The following is an 18,000-nucleotide window of genomic DNA, read 5'->3' on the forward strand; positions in this document are numbered from 1 at the left end:
CGTCAGCTTAGCGCCAGCAGCTGGCGGGTATACTCATGCCGGGGCGCGCTGAAGACGGACTGGCACTCGCCCTGTTCAACCACCATTCCCTGCCGCAGCACCATCACCTGGTGACACAGCGCGCGCACCACGCCTAAATCATGGCTGATAAAAATATAGGCCAGCTGATGCTTCAGCTGTAATGCTTTCAACAGATTCAGGATCTGCGCCTGAACGGTTTTATCCAGCGAAGAAGTCGGCTCGTCGAGGACGATCAGTTGCGGCTTGACGATTAACGCTCTGGCGATGGCGATACGCTGGCGCTGGCCGCCGGAGAATGCCGCCGGGTAGCGCTGGCGGCTGGCCGGATCGAGCCCGACCTCCTGCATGGCAAGGATTACCGCCTGTTCGCGTTCGACTGCCGTCAGCGTCGGCTGGTGGACGCGCAATCCTTCTTCAATAATCTGCTGCGCCGTCAGGCGCGGATTGAGCGACGAGTTCGGATCCTGAAAAACCACCTGCATTTGTCGGCGCAGCGGCAGCAGCTGTCGACGGTTACGCCCCTGAATCGGCTGACCGGTAAAGGTTATCCTGCCCTCGGATGAGATCAGGCGCAGCAGCGCCAGACCGGTGGTGCTTTTCCCCGATCCCGATTCGCCCACCAGCCCCAGCGTCTCGCCGGCGCGTAGCTGAAAACTGAGGCTGTTGACCACCCGATGGTGATCGACAACCCGGCGCAGGATCCCTTTGCGAACAGGAAATGCCACGTTTAAATCGTCCACCTGCAGCAGCACCGGGGCATCGACGGCCAACGGCACCGGCTCACCGTCCGGTTCGCTATCCAGCAGGCGTTGGGTGTAGGGATGAGCCGGCGCGCTGAACAGCGCCCGACAGTGATTGTGCTCCACGCAGCGGCCGTTCTGCATTACCGCCACCCGGTCAGCCAGCTGGCGGACGATGCTCAGGTTATGGGTAATAAACAGCATCCCCATGTTCAGCTCCCGCTTCAGCTCGCGCAGCAGCTGCAGAATTTGCGCCTGCACTGACACATCGAGGGCGGTGGTCGGCTCGTCGGCGATCAGCAGCTCAGGGCGCGTCAGCAGCGCCATGGCGATCATCACCCGCTGGCGCTCGCCGCCGGAGAGCTGGTGCGGATAGTCCGCCAGCCGCCGCGGCGCCTGACGGATCCCGACGCGCTCCAGGCAGTCGAGGATCTCCCCGCGCGCCGCCTCTTTGCGCATTCCCCGGTGTAACGACAGCACCTCGTAGAGCTGTTTTTCCAGGGTGTGCAGGGGATTGAGCGACACCATCGGCTCCTGAAAGATCATCGCGATCCGGTTGCCGCGCACGCCGCGCAGGGTCGCCTCATCCGCATGCAGCAGCGACTGGCCATGAAAACGGATATCGCCGCTGGGGTAGCTGGCCGGCGGGGTAGGGAGCAGCCGCAGCACCGACAGGGCGGAGATGCTCTTACCGGAGCCGGATTCACCCACCAGGGCCAGCGTTTCGCCGACCGCCACCTCGAGCGACAGATTATGCACGACGGTCTGCGTCTCGCCCTGCTGGCGAAAGGCGATAGAGAGGTTGTCGATAGCTAACAGCGGGTGGGTCATATTACACCGCCTTACTGGGGTCAAAGGCGTCGCGAACCGCTTCACCGATGAAAATCAGCAGCGTCAGCAGCATGGCGACGGAAAGAAACGCGGCAATACCCAGCCAGGGCGCCTGCAGGTTGTTTTTGCCCTGCAGGAGCAGCTCGCCGAGTGAGGGCGAGCCAAGCGGCAGGCCGAAGCCGAGAAAATCCAGCGACGTCAGGGTGGTAATAGAGCTGCAGAGAATAAAAGGCAGGAAGGTGAGGGTCGCCACCATCGCGTTGGGCAGCATATGCCGCAGGATGATCTGCCGGTCGCTGACCCCTAACGCCTGCGCCGCCCGGATGTAGTCGTAGTTGCGGGTGCGGAGAAATTCAGCGCGCACCACGCCCACCAGTGTCATCCAGCCAAACAGGACGGTGATCGCCAACAGCCACCAGAAGCCCGGCTGCACGACGCTGGAGAGCAGAATGATCAGAAACAGCGTCGGCATGCCGGACCAGACTTCGATAAAACGCTGCCCCCAGAGGTCGATTTTACCGCCGTAATAACCCTGGATCGCCCCGGCCAGCACCCCCAGCACGCTGGAGAACAGCGTCAGCAGCAGGCCAAAGAGTACCGAGATGCGCGTCCCATAGAGGATCCGCGCCAGCACATCGCCGCCGTTGGCGTCGGTGCCGAGCCAGTTGCTGGCCGAGGGCGGCGAGGGAAAAGGAACCGTGCTGGCAAAATTGATCGTCGTCGCGCCGAAGCGCACCGGCGGCCAAAGCGCCCAGCCGTGGCTGGCCAGCTGGTGCTGCAGCCACGGATCCTGATAGTCAGCGGCGGTGGCGAATGCGCCGCCGAAGGTCTGCTCGGTGTAGTTTTTTAATACCGGGACGTACAGCTGGCCCCGGTACTGCACCAGCAGCGGCCGATCGTTGGCCAGCAGCTCAGCCCCCAGGCTGCAGAGGAAGAGAATTAAAAACAGCCACAGCGACCAGTAACCGCGACGGTTGTGGCGAAAGCGCGCCCAGCGGGCCTGATTAACGGGACTGAAGAACGACATTAGCGGCCCTCAAAATCAATACGCGGGTCGACCAGCGTATAGCTGATATCGCTGACGATATTAAGCAGCAGGCCGATCAGGGTGAAAATATAGAGCGTCCCGAACATCACCGGATAGTCGCGGGAGACCGTCGCTTCATAGCCCAGCAGCCCCAGACCATTCAACGAGAACATCACTTCGATCAGCAGCGAGCCGGTAAAGAACATACTGATAAAGGTGGCCGGGAAACCAGCGATCACCAGCAGCATGGCGTTGCGGAACACGTGTCCCCAGAGGATCTGTTTCTCACCGACGCCTTTGGCGCGGGCGGTGACTACATACTGTTTGCGGATCTCGTCAAGGAAGCTGTTTTTAGTCAGCATGGTCAGGGCGGCAAAGCCGCCGATCACCGTCGCCAGCACCGGCAGGGTGATGTGCCACAGATAGTCGAGGATCTTTTCATACCACGGGAGGGTGTCGAAGTTTGGCGAGACCAGACCGCGCAGCGGGAAGAGGTCGAAATAGCTGCCGCCGGCGAAAATCACGATCAGCAGGATGGCGAACAGAAAGGCGGGGATCGCATAGCCAATGATAATCAGCGTACTGCTCCAGATGTCAAAGCGGCTGCCGTTGCTGACGGCTTTGCGGATGCCCAGCGGAATGGAGACCAGATAGATGATCAGCGTGCTCCACAGCCCGAGGCTCACCGAGACCGGCAGGCTGTCTTTAATCAGCTGCAGTACGGAGGCGCTGCGAAACAGGCTGTCGCCAAAATCAAAGCGCAGATAATCGCCCAGCATCTTCAGGTAGCGCTCGTGCAGCGGTTTGTCGAAGCCGTAGCGGTGGGTGATCTCGGCGATGACTTCCGGATCGAGGCCGCGCCCCCCGCGATAGTGACCCTCGCTGATATTGCCGGCGCCGGTACGGGCATGGCTGGCGCCCATCCCGCCGTCGCCGGCGCCTGGCATTCCGCCGTGCTGACCAAATTCGATGGCGGCGATGGCCTGGTCGACCGGGCCGCCGGGGGCGATCTGCACAATAAAAAAGTTAATGGTGATGATGGCCCACAGGGTGGGGATCACTAACAGCAAACGGCGGATCAGGTAACTGCCCATGGTATGTCCTTAGCGTCTGTCCGCGGGGAGGGTGGCCGCTTTGTTCGCGTCATACCACCAGGTATCAAGGCCGGACGAATAAATGGGGCGGGTTTTCGGGAACGAGAATTTATTCCACCACGCGGTGCGGTCCTGCGCCATATACCACATCGGCAACATATAGTGGTTCCAGGTGAGGACGCGGTCCAGCGCCCGGCCGAGCGGGATCAGCTTCTGCTTATTACCCTGCCACTGCAGGATCTGCGCAATCAGTTTATCTACCACCGGACTCTGCACCCCCGGCGCGTTGTAGCTGGAGTGAATATAGTCTGACGCCCAGGAGATTTGCAGGTCGGTCCCCGGCCAGGGCATGGCACGCCACAGGCTTGGCATCATGTCGTAATCGCGGCTGCGGCGGCGGTTGCTGTACTGCGAGTTATCCACCTGACGAATATCCATGACGATCCCCAGGCGCTGCAGGTTGTGCTGGAACGGCAGCACCCAGCGGTCATTGCTTCCGGCCGGCATCAGCAGCTCAAAGCGCAGCGGCTTGCCGGTGGCGGCGTTAACCCGGCGCTGGTTCTTCACCGTCCAGCCTGCCGCGTTGAGCAGGGCGTCGGCTTTGAGTAAGTTGGCGCGGTCAAAGCCATCGCCGCGGGAGACCGGCGGCTGGTAAACCTGACTGAAGAGCTCGGGGGGCAGTTCGTTTTTCATCGGCGTCAGCAGGGCCAGTTCGGCCGCGTCGGGCAGGCTGCGGGCGGCATATTCGGTGTTCTGGAAATAGCTATTGGCGCGCTGATAGGCGCTGTAGAACAGCGCTTTGTTCATCCATTCAAAATCAAACGCCAGGGTAATAGCCTCCCGCACCCGGCGATCGGCGAATACCGGGCGCTGGATATTGAACGCCAGCCACTGGGTATCCTGCGCCGAGGTGTTGGCATACTCCTCTTTGATGATGTAGCCGCGGCTGAAGTTGCGGCCGACGTAGCGGGTGGCCCAGTTTTTGGCGACCGTCTCTTCCCGGCGGTCGACGGCCCCGGCTTTAAAGGCTTCGAAAGCGACGTTGTCGTCAAGATAATAGTCATAGCGCAGCGTATCGAAGTTCCAGCGACCGCGGTTGACCGGCAGGTCGGCCGCCCAGTAGTCGGCGACCCGGGAATAGGTAATATACTGTCCCATCCGCCAGGCGCTGATGCGGTAGGGCCCGCTGGCCAGCGGCGGCTTTGACAGCGGGTCGCTGAGTTTGTGATGACGCCAGAACGCCTCGGGCATCACCGGCAGGCTCAGCAGGCTCAGCATGTTCTCTTTACCGGGCTGGCCGAGGTCGATACGCACGGTCAACGGCGCGATGGCCTTCACGGTGGTGCCTTTATAAAAGAGGCGGAACTGCGGCACCCCTTCGGTCATAAACTTATTGAAGGTAAAAGCGACATCGCGGGCGGTGATCGGCGTGCCGTCGTGAAAACGGGCGCGCGGGTTGAGGGCGATCTCCATCCATGAATAGTCCCCGGCGTAGCGCGCCCGCTCGGCAATCAGCGGATAGTAGCTGCCGGGCTCATCATCCGAGGTGGTGAACAGGGGATCGTAGAGCGCCTCAGTGCGTACCGCGGGATTGCCGCGCAGCGCGTAGCGGTTGAAGTTGTCAAAGGTGCCAATCGCCGCCAGGGTGAGGGTGCCGCCTTTCGGCGCCTGTGGATTAACATAATCAAAATGGCTGAAACCGGCGGCGTATTTGGGTTCGCCGATAATCGCGAAGGCGACGCTTTCCTGAATGGATTGCGCGTTAGCGCTCAGGCTAAACAGAGCAAGCAGAAGCAGAAAAAGTCGCGCATACATAGGCGGCAGAATACCCCGTCATAGCCGGCCCCCATGGCCGACTTCTGTTCCCGCATCATAAGTGAGACTTAACGCGTTGTGAAATAGTTCGCGGGTTCATCGTGCGCGGCCACCAGCGCCGCCAGCGACAGCGGCCGGCTGATCCAGTACCCCTGCAGGAAATGAACCCCCTGAGCGCGGAGCCACTCCGCCTGCTCCTGGGTCTCCACCCCTTCGGCGACGGTCATTAATTTCAGCCGGCGGCTGAGGGTCAGTACCGCATCCAGCACCGGCGAGGTAACGGTTTCGGTGCCGATCGCCTGCACAAAACCGCGATCGATCTTCAGATAGTCGAAGTTATAGCGCTCAAGGTAGATCAGCGCGCTATGCCCGGTGCCAAAATCATCAATCGCGATTTCGAATCCCTGGCGGTGGAGCCAGGCGAAGTTAGCCATCGATTTTTCTTTATCAATCATCGCCCGCTCGGTCACCTCCAGCACCACGTGAAAATGGCCGGCGGGCAGCGCGGCGGCGAAGCGCAGCATATCGTCGCGGAAGCTGTCGGCCTGCAGATGGGCAGGGGATATATTCAGCCCCAGCTTGACGCCGCGCGGCAGAATACGCTTCAACACCGCAGCATCGCGGGCGATCAGCGCCAGCAGATGATGGGTCAGCGGCACGATCATCTGCTGGGTTTCGGCCAGGTTAATAAAGATGTCGGGCGGGATTTCGCCCACCACCGGATGGCGCCAGCGCATCAGGACCTCGACGCCGCTGATATGCAGAGTCTGGGCATTCACCACCGGCTGATAGACGACGTAGAACTGGTTGTTTTTGATCCCCAGGAGAATGGATTTTCGCGGATCGGATTTGATCGTCAGCACGTAATAGCAGAGTAGCCCCGCCAGCAGGCCGCACACCACCCCGAGCAGCAGAGCAAACTGCGTATTTTCCGCCAGCCAGCTGTTGGCATACAGGTAGACCTTCAGCGGTAAACCCTCGATCTGTGTCTGGCGGATCGGCGCGTTATGCAGCGTTTGCGGATCCACCAGCCGGTTACTGAAGGTGGAGATGGCGGTGTGATCGATGGCCAGCGCAATGCCGCTGAAATCATTCTGCCGTGCAGAATAGAGGATATACGGTGTGAGATTGGCGTTAATCGACACGAAAATGCCGCTGTTTTTATCACCAGGTTTTCCTACCCACAACGCCAGCGCCGCGCTCTTCGGCATCATCGGCGTGCCCGGCAAAATGGCCATATCAAGGGGTTTGCGGATATCAATGGCTGGGATCAGCTGGGTGAGGGGGGTATCCATGGCGCCGGTTGCCGAGGAGCAAAAGGCCACGCCGTTTTTGACCAGCAGAAAGGCGCGGACGTTAGGGCTGAAAGCGGCATGGGAGGTGAGCCCAGAGTCAATATTCTCGCAGGGCTGGTCCACCAGCGGCTGCAGGCCGTTGATGGTCTGCCGCAGGTCGTGAAAGTAGCTCTTCAGATAGGTATTAACGTTGTTGATAATGGCGTCGAAACGCTCCGCCCGGTTATGGTAAATCACCATAAACTGAATGCTGCCGGCCAGTAGCGCGACGATAATTCCCACGCACAGGCTGGTTAGCCAGGTTTTACGCTGGGGCGAAAAGTAGCGAGTCAGCATAGCTATAGTCTTTCCGTGTTATTGATGCGCAGCAACGGGTTGTCAGTCGTCGTTTTTCTCATTCCCACTTAAAAGACATAGCTTATTTTGCGTCGTTCAGAATCAGGTGGCAAAAAAAAACACTGCCGGGGCAGTGTTTTTTATCCCGCTTCCAGCCAAGGGATAACCGGCGGCGGTAGAGGACAGTTTACGAGCGGCTCAGGACTCGACGCGCTTCGTTGTAGCGCTTTTTCCAGTATGGCTCATCCATGCTGGAGATAGTCACCCCGCTGCTGGTAGAGGCGTGAACAAACTGGTTGTTGCCGAGGTAGATCCCTACATGGCGGCCGGTAGAACCGGCACGGAACAGAACCAGATCGCCAGTACGCAGCTGGGTACGGGAAATCGATTTTCCGGTTTCCTGCTGTTCAGAAGTTGAACGCGGCAGTTCCAGACCAAATTGTTCGCGGAAGGTGCGCTGCACGAACGCCGAGCAGTCGATACCTTTGCGGGTGCTGCCGCCGAGGCGGTAACGCACGCCTTTCCAGCTGGCATACTGATCCATTAAACGGGACTTCACGTCCAGGTTACGGACCATCGTTTCAAATTCATCCTGAGAGGCTTGCAGTGATGATAAATCGCCACTACCCACAGCATGCGTCTCAGAATGCATATTCCTGGCGGTACTTGTTGAACTACACGCGGAAAGCAGAACCGCTACTGCAATCGCGGGGGCTACCCGCAAGATGTATCTCAAAATCGGCTGAGATTTGACCATGCTGTTTATTTTCCCTTGTTGTCCTTAACGACAATGTCGTTATAAAAATGCCAAACGTGTTAGAGCCTAAATACCCATCCGCAATGAGACAATTCCTTAAGCTTAAATTTGTGCAGTCACGCACAATTTTATTCACGCCTTGAATTAATGTTGCGGAAAAGGCAAAACGAGAACGAGATTACCCTATCAAACGCCGCATGGCGAGCGGTTTTGCGCGATTTCTTATAAGTATTTTGGTGACAAAAAGTGAATCATCGGGAAAGGCCAAAATAGCGACAATATCGGGCAAAAAACAGACAATTCCTTCATTTGTCACGGGATTAATGTGACAAGAAGATGAACGTGATGTAGAAAAAAAGGACAATTGAAAAAAAGGGACCCAAAAGGTCCCCTTATAGATAATGAGTCTGGCGACTGCCGGAGACATTATTTGGCTGATATTCCACCGGGTAAGTAGCGATCGAAAAAGGCGATCAGTTTATCGCTCAGGGGAGTCATCAATACCCAGGGCGCGCCAATCAGCACGGCGGTCAGCGAGCCGACGGCAATATCGCTGAACCAGTGGGCGCCAATCATCACCCGCGGGAAAGCAAAGACCACAAATATCACCAGCGCCACGGCCAGCGCGCGGCGACCAAAATAGCGCCACATAAAGCTCGCGAAGATCAGCAGCATCATCCCATGATCGCCGGGGAAGCTGTCCTTGGAAGCATCCTTAGTGGGGAAGTTAACGACGTCGCTGACGCGGGTTACATCGCTGAAAAACAGCGACGGGCTGGCGCGCTGAACCGGCATCAGGTGCTGCGCCAGCTGGTTGATGATCACCGCCGCCAGCAGCATCACCAGGCCCATAATGGCGATCTGACGACGGCCTGCCGCCGGCGCCTTGAGCCAGTAGCTAAGCATCAGGCACCCCATAGCCAGCAGCGAGCAGGCGTCGAAGGCGCGATTGTTGATGATCGCCAGCAGCCAGGCGTAAGCGCGGCTGACGCTGACGCCATGGTTAAAGAAATGGAAGATCGCGGAGTCAACAGGCGCCCACGCGCCGTGGTTGGCTGGCAGATACCAGGAGCAAAATAGCGCCACACCCGCGATGTTTAGCAGCAAGATTAAAGGAATTCGGTTTTTCATCATAGCCATTGCGATTTTGTGACAGTCGGCGGCAACCTTAGCCGCCTTAACTTAAACGAAGCCTCAACAATGAGGTCTGGAGCGCATTCCAGTCGGCTTCATTAGCGGAGATAAGCTCGATGCGGCTATCGGGCGGTGCAACGCTGAGGGTCTCGATATGCAGATCCTCACCCTGGCGGTTGATCCGCACCGCCCCTTCGGCAATGCGCAGCACACCTTTGACGCGCGCCACCGGCGCCAGCCGGGCCCACTCCAGCAGGGCGATGGTGTCAAAGACCGTTTCCGCGTCGAAGATCCAACCGCAGGCCTGATAGCCCTGGCCGCTGTTAAGGTGGCGGCGCCAGCGCTGGTGTTCCGCCAGGCTAAGGGCGGCGAGACCGGCTGTTGGGGGATGGCGATGGGCGTGCTCCCCGCTCGCCGGCAGTGGGGCGGTGTTCCGTCGTGGCTCATCAAGCAGGGCGAGGTCGATATTCCCCTGGGTCACCGACACCTGGCGACGCTCGCCGCCCCAGCGTTGCCACCAGTCGGCAAACGCCTGAGCGCTTTCGGGCGTTTCCCGATCGCTTTTATTGGCCACGATGATATCCGCCGCCGCCAGCTGGTCGCGAAAGTTGTCGTTGTTGACCGCTTTCTCGTCCAGTAGCTGACGCGGATCGAGGATGCACAGGGTCGCGCGCAGATCGATCCAGGGTTCATACACCGCCGCGGTGAGAATATCGAGGATCTGCTTTGGATGGCCAAGTCCGGTAGGTTCGATCAACAGACGATCGGGTTTCCCCTGGCGCAGCAGGGTGTTCAGTCCGACCTGCATCGGCAGGCCATTGACACAGCACATGCAGCCGCCGGGGATCTCTTTGAGCAGGGCGCCGCTGTCGGCCAGCAGCGCGCCGTCTATCCCGACTTCGCCAAACTCGTTAACCAGTACGGCCCATTTTTCATCCGCAGGCTTCTGCGCCAGCAGATGAAGAATCGAGGTCGTCTTACCGCTGCCGAGAAAGCCGGTGATCAAATTGGTTCTGGTCACTCTTTTCTCCAGGATAAATGTAATGTTGTAACAGTTATGCCTATCCTGACGAAAAAAGAGGGAAAAGAGAAGTCCTGAGGCGGACAGAAGGGAATTCTGTCCGCATAAGCGCAAATATTGTTAAGAATCGAGCGCGCGGGCAACTGCCTCGCGGGCGCCGTGCATCGCCAGCTGCTGCCAGGCGGCGCGGATCCCGGCGACAAACAGGGCGTTGCGCGGCAGGTCGCGGCCAAATATTTCCTCCAGACCCAGCAGGGCGTCAACACGCTGCTGCTCATCGCTCTGCGCCACCCGCTGCTGGATCTTGTCCACCAGCGGATCGCGCACGTCGATGGCCTGACCGGCATCGTCCGTGCCGCTGACGTAGCGCATCCAGCCGGCCACGCCGAGGGCCAGCAGCGGCCAGCGGCTGCCGCGCTCAAGATGCACGCGAATACCATCGAGCATGCGCTGGGGTAGCTTCTGGCTGCCGTCCATGGCGATTTGCCAGGTACGGTGTTTGAGCGCCGGGTTGCTGAAGCGCGCGATTAAGCTGTCGGCATAGGCCGCCAGGTCGACGCCGGTAATGGTCAGCGTCGGGGCCTGTTCGTCAAGCATCAGCTGGCGGGCGGCGCGGCGGAAGACCTCATCCTGCATGCAGTCGCTGACGTGCGCATGACCTGCCAGATAGCCAAGCCAGGCGAGGAAAGAGTGGCTGCCGTTGAGCATCCGCAGCTTCATCTGCTCCCAGGGCAGCACGTCGTCGGTCATCTGCACGCCTGCCGTCTCCCAGGCGGGGCGCCCGGCGACAAAGTGGTCTTCGACTACCCACTGAATGAAGGGTTCGCAGCTGATGGCGCAGGGATCTTCCACTCCCAGCACGGCGGCGATTTCTGCCAGCGACTCGGCGGTGGCGGCGGGAACAATGCGATCCACCATGGTGCCCGGGAAGCTAACGTTGTCGGCGATCCAGCTCGCCAGCGCCGGACTGCGTTTTTCCGCCATGCCGAGGACGGCATTTTTCACCACGTGGCCGTTATCGGGAATGTTATCGCAGGAGAGCACGGTAAAGGGCGGCAGGCCGCGTTCCCGGCGGCGGGCCAGCGCTTCAACTAAAATACCGGGAGCCGACTGCGGGAGCATCGGATTTTCCAGATCGTGAACGATGCGCGGATGCGTCGGATCCAGCTTGCCGGTCGCCGGATCGATGCAATAGCCTTTTTCCGTGATGGTCAGCGAGACAATCGCCACCTGCGGCTCGCAAAATTTCTCGATAATTGCCGCCAGCGAATCGAGCCTGGCGTTCAGGCATTCGTGCACTGCGCCGATAATAATGGGCTGATTACCGTCGGCGCCTTTTTCCAGTACGGTAAACAGGTGGTCCTGTTCGCGAAGCTGGCTCATCAGCGTATCGCCGCTGAACAGACTGATTTCGCAGATCCCCCAGTCGCCGCCGAAGTTATTCAGCACGCGATCGGTCAGCAGCGCCTGGTGCGCGCGATGAAACGCGCCAAAGCCGAAATGGACAATACGCGAGCGGAGCTGGCTGCGATCGTACTGAGGACGTTGCACGTTTTCCGGTAGCGTAGCGGTTGCAATTGTTGTCATTCTTTACACACCTGTTTAACTGCTTATTAACATTACCAGTCTAAAGTTATATGACAGGAAATTAAATTGGTAAGCCGAAATTATCCGCTGACTGTGAGCTGGATCAATCAATGCGCCGGCACTGTTTGCAGCCTGCTGAGAAACATGTATGGTAGTCGTCATGAGTGTCGCCATTATTGGTATAACAACTTTTGTGAGGGCATAGCGATGGAGCAAACCTGGCGGTGGTATGGGCCGAACGATCCGGTATCGCTTGATGATGTACGGCAGGCAGGGGCGACCGGGGTCGTCACTGCGCTGCACCATATTGCAAACGGTCAGGTCTGGCCGATCGACGAGATTAAAGAGCGTCAGGCGCTGTTAGCGGCGAAAGGGCTGACCTGGTCGGTGGTCGAAAGCATTCCGGTGCACGAGGATATTAAAACCCACAGCGGGCAGTATACGACCTGGATTGCCAACTATCAGCAGAGCATCCGCAACCTCGCGGCCTGCGGCATCGATACCGTATGCTACAACTTTATGCCGATCCTCGACTGGACGCGCACCGATCTGGAATATGAGCTGCCGGACGGCTCCCGGGCGCTGCGTTTCGATCAGATCGCCTTCGCCGCCTTTGAACTGCATATCCTCAAACGCCCGGGGGCGGAAGCGGATTACAGCGAAGAAGAGCAGCGCCAGGCCGAGGCGTATTACAAGGCGATGAGCGAAGCGGACATTGAGAAACTGACCCGCAATATCATCGCCGGCCTGCCGGGGGCGGAAGAGGGTTACACCCTCGACCAGTTCCGCGCGCGTCTGGCGGAATATGACCACATCGATAAAGCGCAGCTGCGCGAAAATATGGCCTATTTCCTGCGGGCCATCGTGCCGGTGTGCGAAGAGGTGGGGATCCGTCTGGCTGTGCATCCGGACGATCCGCCGCGGCCGATCCTTGGCCTGCCGCGTATCGTCTCGACCATTGAAGATATGCAGTGGCTGAAAGAGACAGTGGACAGCATTAATAATGGCTTTACCATGTGCACCGGATCCTATGGCGTCCGCGCCGATAACGATCTGGTGAAGATGGTGGAGACCTTTGGCGATCGCATTCACTTTACCCATCTGCGCTCCACCTGCCGTGAAGCGAACCCGAAAACCTTCCACGAGGCGGCGCACCTTAGCGGCGACGTTAATATGGTGGCGGTGGTGGATGCGATTCTGCGTGAAGAGCAGCGGCGTAAGCAGGCCGGCGATCTGCGCCCGATCCCCTTCCGTCCGGATCATGGTCATCAGATGCTCGACGATCTGCGCAAGAAAACCAACCCAGGCTATTCGGCGATTGGCCGTCTCAAGGGGATGGCGGAAGTACGCGGCGTGGAGCTGGCGCTGAAGATGACCAAATACCCTGAACTGTTGTAATCGCGGCAATGGGGATAATAAAAAGGACAGCCAGCGGCTGTCCTTTTTTATGTCAACTCGTCACGGAAGATTAATCCGCGCGGCCCATATAGCGGCACTCTTCGATATGAATGCGGATTTTCTCACCGGTGGTCAGGTATTCCGGCACCTGAATCACCAGGCCAGTGCTCATGGTGGCGGGCTTGGTGCGGGAGCTGGCGGATGCCCCTTTAATCCCCGGCGCGGTTTCGATAATTTCCAGGTCCACGGTCTGCGGCAGCTCAAGCGCCAGCAGCTGCCCATCCCAGGTCAGCACCTGCATATCCGGCATGCCGCCTTCCGGAATAAACTGCAGCTCTTCTTCGATCTGCTCTTTTGTGAAGGTGTAAGGGGTGTAGTCTTCTTTATCCATGAACACGTATTCGTTGCCATCGACATAAGAGAAGTCAACGAAACGGCGGGTCAGGGTCACGGTATCGACGATATCGTCGCCTTTGAAGCGCTCTTCTACTTTCAGGCCGGTACGCACATCGGAGAAGCGCATTTTATACAGTGTCGCAGCACCGCGGGCGCTGGGTGACTGAATATCGATATTTTTCACAATCAGCAGCTTGCCGTTGTAATTCAGCACCATACCTTTTTTAATTTCATTCGCTCTTGGCATTGCAGTAATCCTGTCACTTAACGAGTCAAAAATATCGCGTAAAACTACTCGCGCCCGGGCGTTCAGGCAAGTGGAATTCGCGAGTTTTGCTATCTTCTGGCAAAACGTTTAGGCTGTGGCGCAAAATGAGCGTTCGGGAGCTGGGTTGTGGAATGTCGTACTGATTGTGGCGCATGTTGCATCGCCCCCTCTATATCATCGCCGATCCCCGGCATGCCGCAGGGCAAGCCGGCCAACACTCGCTGTATTCAGCTCTCCGAGCACAATCTGTGCCTCATTTTCGGTTCCCCACTGCGCCCGAAGGTGTGCGCCAGCCTGCAGCCCTCGCCGGAGATGTGCTTGACTCATCGTGATGAAGCCATTACCTGGCTGCTGGCGCTTGAGCTGGCCACCGCGCCCTGAGCTTAAAGCAGCAAATGAGACAGGTTTTTGATATGGACGCTGAGGCCGTCCAGCAGCGCCTGGACGCGCAGCGGAAGAATGTCCCGTCGCTGGTAGATAAGCCAGGCCTGCAGATCGATACAGCGCTCCTTTTTCAGACAGGGAACCAACTGTCCTGCCGCCAGCTCGGTGGCGAGTGAATAGTAGGGCGCATAAACGATCCCCATCCCCAGCTTCGCCAGCTCCACCGCCGGCAGCGTGTTATCGCACACGAATCCCCCCTTTACCGTGAGATTAAGCGGTTTGCCGTTTTTGCTTTTGAAGGTCCAGATATTGTCGCTGCCGCCCAGCATACGCAGGGTGATGCACTCATGATCCACCAGCGCCTCCGGTTCGGCGATAGGGTGTTGCGCGAGGTAATCCGGGGAGGCGAAGACGCCGGTACGAAAGCGGGTAAACGGGCGGGCGATGAGGTTTTCATTCTGTGGCTTAAAGGGGCTTATCAGCAGATCGCAGTCGCTATTGAAAATGGCGCCGTATTTCTGTTCCCGCTCGCTGGCGTTGCGGGTGACCAGATTGATCTGCAGCTCCGGCAGCGTTTTTCTTAGCGCTGGCAGAATATAGCGCCCGAGAAACTGGTGGATGCCGATGGGCGCTCCAAGGGTGACAACGCCCTGCAGTGTGTTCTTATAACGGTCGGCGAGGTTGATAAGCTGCTCATGCTGCGCAAGAACGGCGCTGCTGGCGTGAATAAACTGCTCGCCGAACTCGGTACGCACCAGTTCCCTGGCGGTGCGCAGAAAAATAGCCAGACCGACTTTCCGCTCCACGCTGGTCAGCGTCCGTGAGACGTTAGACTGGGGCATATTCAGGCGCTGGGCTGCCCGGCTTACGCTGGCGGTTTCGGCGATGGCGCAGAGGATCCTCAGCTCGTCCATTTTAAAGTCTTTCAACATCTTATCGCTGCCTGATATTAATGGTATATCAAAAATGATATATCAGTTTGGCTGAATTGCCATGTGATTTATTGATCCGCTGAACGTATGATGGCCTTTGCGTTGAACAGTCGTTTATTTAAGGAAATCTGTGCGTTTTATTGCTTCTTTTGTGGTTCTCGACGTGATTAAAAATAACGATCTTCCCGCTGGCTTACTGAGTGTATATGCACCATGCTGCTTAATTATTTTGCTTTGTTTGTATTAATACTGGTATTTCTCATATTGTTTTATGGAGTTATTATTATCCACGATATTCCCTATCACATCGCGCAAAAACGCCAGCATCCCCATCAGGACGCGATTCATGTAGCAGGCTGGATAAGCCTGTTTACCCTGCATGCTATCTGGCCTTTTCTGTGGATCTGGGCCACGTTGTACCGGCCTGATCGTGGCTGGGGGATGGCCTCACAGACCGAAGGACATCAGCAGCGAGCGGAGCTGGAGAAACGCATTGCGTTACTTGAAGCGGCATTAAAAAACAGCCAGCAGGCGTCGGTGGAGAATAGCGAGAAATAATATGGATCTGTTAATTATCCTTTGCTATGTCGCCATTGCCTGGGGCGTGTTTAAAATATTTCGCATTCCAGTAAATAAATGGACGATCCCCACCGCTATATTAGGCGGAATAGTGATCGTCGGTGCGCTAATATTAACGATGAACTATAACCACCCCTATACGATGCGAGCGCAAAAAATTGTCGTCTCCATTCCGATGGTGCCGCAGGTATCAGGCGAGGTGGTGGAGGTGACCAGTAAAACCAATGTGTTAATGAAGAAGGGCGAACTGCTGTTTCGCATCGACGATACCCGCTACCGCGCACGGCTGAACAAGCTGAAAGCCGATCTGGCGGCCGAGGAGGCCACGCTGCGGGCGAAGCAGGCAACCATTGACGATGCCAGCGCCAGAGTACAGCAGGCGCAGGCGGAGTACGACCGGGTCACCCGCGACTACCAGCGCTATGCCCAAGGAGCGGCCATGCCGGTGAATCCTTTTTCGGAACAGGATGTGACCCATGCCAGGCAGCAGGTGCAGATCCAGTCGGCGGTACTGCAGGCGGCGAAAGCGCAATTACAAAACGCCCGAGAGCAGGTATCCGGACGCTACCACGGGCTGGATGCCAATATTGCCAGCCTGAAATCGCAGATCCTTGAAGCGGAGTATAATCTGGCGCAAACCGTGATTCGCGCGCCGAGCGACGGCTACGTCACCCAGCTTCTGGCGCGGCCGGGGATGACCGCGGTGCGTCTGCCCTTCAAGCCGGTGCTGGTGTTTATTCCCCAGCAAAAGCGCCAGGTGGTGGCGGTATTCCGCCAGAATTCGGTCCTGCGTCTGACGGCCGGGGATAGCGCGGAGGTGGTGTTTAACGGTCTGCCGGGCAGCGTCTACAGCGGTAAGGTATCGCGGGTGTTGCCGACCGTCCCGGACGGCAGCTACCAGGCCAGCGGCGCGCTGCAAGGACTGAACGCCGGGGCAGGGAAAGAGGGCATTTACGTGCTGATCGACCTCGATCCCCATCCGGAAGTGGAACATTTACCGGACGGGGTCAGCGCCCAGGCGGCGGTGTATACCGATTATTTTGCCCATGTGTCGATTATGCGCAAAGTGCTGCTGCGCATGACCAGCTGGCTGCATTATCTCTATCTGGATCATTAATCCCCATTGCCCGGCTCCGGCCGGGCAACCTTATCTAGACGTCCCTGATCCGCCACAGGCAGGCCTGCGTGGCGATCCCCATGACCAGCGCAATCCAGAACACCGCATGATAGCTCCAGATCTCTGCCACCACGCCCGCCAGTGAGCCGGCGATGATCCAACCGACGCGGGTGGTATTGGTGTAGAGGGTGGTGGCAGCGCCTGCCTGCCCGGGCATCAAATCCTGGAAATAAAGCATGCCAATCCCGGCGAGGATCCCAATATAGATGGAGTTCAGCACCTGCATAGCCAACAGCAGCCCCGGCGTATGCACCGTCAGCATGCCCACATAAAACAGCACCCCAGCCACCGCGGAGAGGCGCATCAGAAAGCGTTTACCGAAGCGCCGGGCATAGTAACCGGCAATCAGCATGGTGGGGATTTCCAGCCCGGCGGCGGTACCCATCATCAGGCCGGCCTGCTTCTCCGGCAGATGCAGCTCGTTAATGATAAACAGCGGCATATTAATGATGTACAGGCTGTTCGTGCCCCACATCAGCGTGCAGATGCTGAACAGCAACAGCGCATCGCGGCGGTGCGTGCGCGGGGCTTCCAGCCGGCCGGTCGCCACCGCCTTCGCTTTGCGCATGCTGGGCAAGAACAGCCAGACCATTATCCCGCAGACGATAAACGCCGCCGCGGCGCTGAGGTACATCGCGGTAAAGCCAAACCCCATGGCCAGCGCATAGGCCAGCGGGGGACCAATCACCCATGCCAGGGAAACCTGGGCGCGCAAAATGGAGCTGAACATTACCGCTTCGCGGCCGGTTTTGTCGGCATGCTCGCGCGCGAGGGCGAACATCTGTGGGTTGGCGGTCGAACCAAAGCTGCTGAGGAAGACGCCGACGAACAGCAAAATGAAGTAGTTCCGGTTCCAGGCAAACAGCACGCAGGCCAGCACTCCCAGCAGGCAGCAGACGACAATCAGCTGCTTGCGGTCGCCCTGACGGTCAGAACGTCCGGCGAGGAACTGGCTGACCAGAATGCCTATGACGGCGCTGCCGGTAAAAAAGAAACCCACCATCGCCGGGCGGACGTGTACTTCATTGGTCAGAAACAGGCTCAGGGTCGGCGTCTGCAACGCCCCGGCAATGCCCGTCAGAAAGGCGACGATAAGGAAGGCGGAAGAGGTGACATCGAACCCGCGTCGGGGAAGGGCGGCGCTTCGGTTTTCCATGTGTTTGGTTTTCTGTAGTTTCAGGAGACGGCGCGGAGTTTACGCCTGCTGG

The 18,000-nt window shown here is 58.3% G+C and carries 16 protein-coding genes; 4 read left to right on the top strand and 12 right to left on the bottom strand.

Features of this window, described 5'->3' with window-relative positions:
* Positions 1-2: 2 nt before the first annotated feature.
* The 9 genes from yejF to ABLV76_RS19825 form a co-directional block, all read right to left on the bottom strand.
* Positions 3-1,592, bottom strand: a complete 1,590-nt coding sequence (yejF, locus tag ABLV76_RS19785; protein WP_053810127.1) for a microcin C ABC transporter ATP-binding protein YejF — start codon at positions 1,590-1,592, stop codon at positions 3-5.
* 1 nt (position 1,593) lies between these two features.
* The gene (locus ABLV76_RS19790) at positions 1,594-2,619 is read right to left on the bottom strand and encodes a microcin C ABC transporter permease (protein ID WP_048325169.1); all 1,026 of its coding nucleotides are present in this window, start codon (positions 2,617-2,619) and stop codon (positions 1,594-1,596) included.
* On the bottom strand, positions 2,619-3,713 hold the full coding sequence (locus tag ABLV76_RS19795; RefSeq protein ID WP_004201658.1) for a microcin C ABC transporter permease YejB: 1,095 nt from the start codon (positions 3,711-3,713) through the stop codon (positions 2,619-2,621). The genes ABLV76_RS19790 and ABLV76_RS19795 overlap by 1 nt, the downstream gene beginning before the upstream one ends.
* A gap of 9 nt (positions 3,714-3,722) precedes the next feature.
* Positions 3,723-5,528: an extracellular solute-binding protein gene (locus ABLV76_RS19800; protein ID WP_126494208.1), complete on the bottom strand. Its 1,806-nt coding sequence runs from the start codon at positions 5,526-5,528 to the stop codon at positions 3,723-3,725.
* A gap of 68 nt (positions 5,529-5,596) precedes the next feature.
* A complete protein-coding gene (locus tag ABLV76_RS19805; RefSeq protein ID WP_065878348.1) occupies positions 5,597-7,159 on the bottom strand; it encodes a cyclic di-GMP phosphodiesterase in 1,563 nt (520 codons plus the stop codon).
* A gap of 187 nt (positions 7,160-7,346) precedes the next feature.
* Positions 7,347-7,916 carry a bifunctional murein DD-endopeptidase/murein LD-carboxypeptidase gene (mepS, locus tag ABLV76_RS19810; protein ID WP_004201653.1) on the bottom strand — a complete coding sequence of 190 codons (570 nt, stop codon included), beginning with the start codon at positions 7,914-7,916 and terminating at the stop codon, positions 7,347-7,349.
* A gap of 426 nt (positions 7,917-8,342) precedes the next feature.
* Entirely contained in the window at positions 8,343-9,056 is a 714-nt protein-coding gene (locus ABLV76_RS19815) for a phosphatase PAP2 family protein (RefSeq protein ID WP_004201651.1), read from the bottom strand.
* Positions 9,057-9,093: 37 nt separating this feature from the next.
* Positions 9,094-10,071 carry a GTP-binding protein gene (locus ABLV76_RS19820; RefSeq protein WP_108433368.1) on the bottom strand — a complete coding sequence of 326 codons (978 nt, stop codon included), beginning with the start codon at positions 10,069-10,071 and terminating at the stop codon, positions 9,094-9,096.
* 120 nt (positions 10,072-10,191) lie between these two features.
* Positions 10,192-11,658 carry a fructuronate reductase gene (locus tag ABLV76_RS19825; protein WP_135683384.1) on the bottom strand — a complete coding sequence of 489 codons (1,467 nt, stop codon included), beginning with the start codon at positions 11,656-11,658 and terminating at the stop codon, positions 10,192-10,194.
* A 207-nt stretch (positions 11,659-11,865) separates the two neighbouring features.
* Here ABLV76_RS19825 and uxuA point away from each other — a divergent pair, with 207 nt between their 5' ends.
* Positions 11,866-13,056 carry a mannonate dehydratase gene (gene uxuA / locus ABLV76_RS19830; protein WP_048325164.1) on the top strand — a complete coding sequence of 397 codons (1,191 nt, stop codon included), beginning with the start codon at positions 11,866-11,868 and terminating at the stop codon, positions 13,054-13,056.
* Positions 13,057-13,126: 70 nt separating this feature from the next.
* Here uxuA and yeiP read toward each other — a convergent pair whose 3' ends face one another.
* The gene (yeiP, locus tag ABLV76_RS19835) at positions 13,127-13,699 is read right to left on the bottom strand and encodes an elongation factor P-like protein YeiP (protein WP_002912951.1); all 573 of its coding nucleotides are present in this window, start codon (positions 13,697-13,699) and stop codon (positions 13,127-13,129) included.
* Positions 13,700-13,846: 147 nt separating this feature from the next.
* On the opposite strand from yeiP, the gene ABLV76_RS19840 reads away from it, so the two are divergent.
* The gene (locus tag ABLV76_RS19840) at positions 13,847-14,101 is read left to right on the top strand and encodes a YkgJ family cysteine cluster protein (protein ID WP_004201647.1); all 255 of its coding nucleotides are present in this window, start codon (positions 13,847-13,849) and stop codon (positions 14,099-14,101) included.
* A gap of 2 nt (positions 14,102-14,103) precedes the next feature.
* Here ABLV76_RS19840 and ABLV76_RS19845 read toward each other — a convergent pair whose 3' ends face one another.
* Positions 14,104-15,036, bottom strand: coding sequence for a LysR family transcriptional regulator (locus tag ABLV76_RS19845; RefSeq protein WP_017899320.1), 933 nt, complete (start codon positions 15,034-15,036; stop codon positions 14,104-14,106).
* 213 nt (positions 15,037-15,249) lie between these two features.
* Between ABLV76_RS19845 and ABLV76_RS19850 the strand changes: the two genes are divergently transcribed.
* Together ABLV76_RS19850 and ABLV76_RS19855 are read left to right on the top strand one after the other, a co-directional pair.
* Positions 15,250-15,594 (top strand): DUF3302 domain-containing protein, encoded by a 345-nt coding sequence (locus tag ABLV76_RS19850; protein WP_017899321.1) that lies wholly within the window; start codon positions 15,250-15,252, stop codon positions 15,592-15,594.
* A gap of 1 nt (position 15,595) precedes the next feature.
* On the top strand, positions 15,596-16,732 hold the full coding sequence (locus tag ABLV76_RS19855) for an HlyD family secretion protein (protein WP_004201644.1): 1,137 nt from the start codon (positions 15,596-15,598) through the stop codon (positions 16,730-16,732).
* Positions 16,733-16,766: 34 nt separating this feature from the next.
* On the opposite strand, the gene setB is transcribed toward ABLV76_RS19855, so the two are convergent.
* Positions 16,767-17,948, bottom strand: a complete 1,182-nt coding sequence (setB, locus tag ABLV76_RS19860; RefSeq protein ID WP_348878433.1) for a sugar efflux transporter SetB — start codon at positions 17,946-17,948, stop codon at positions 16,767-16,769.
* Positions 17,949-18,000 lie beyond the last annotated feature (52 nt).

Origin of the sequence: Klebsiella sp. GB_Kp047, assembly GCF_040065235.1 — a bacterium.
GTDB classification, from domain to species: Bacteria; Pseudomonadota; Gammaproteobacteria; order Enterobacterales; family Enterobacteriaceae; genus Klebsiella; species Klebsiella quasipneumoniae.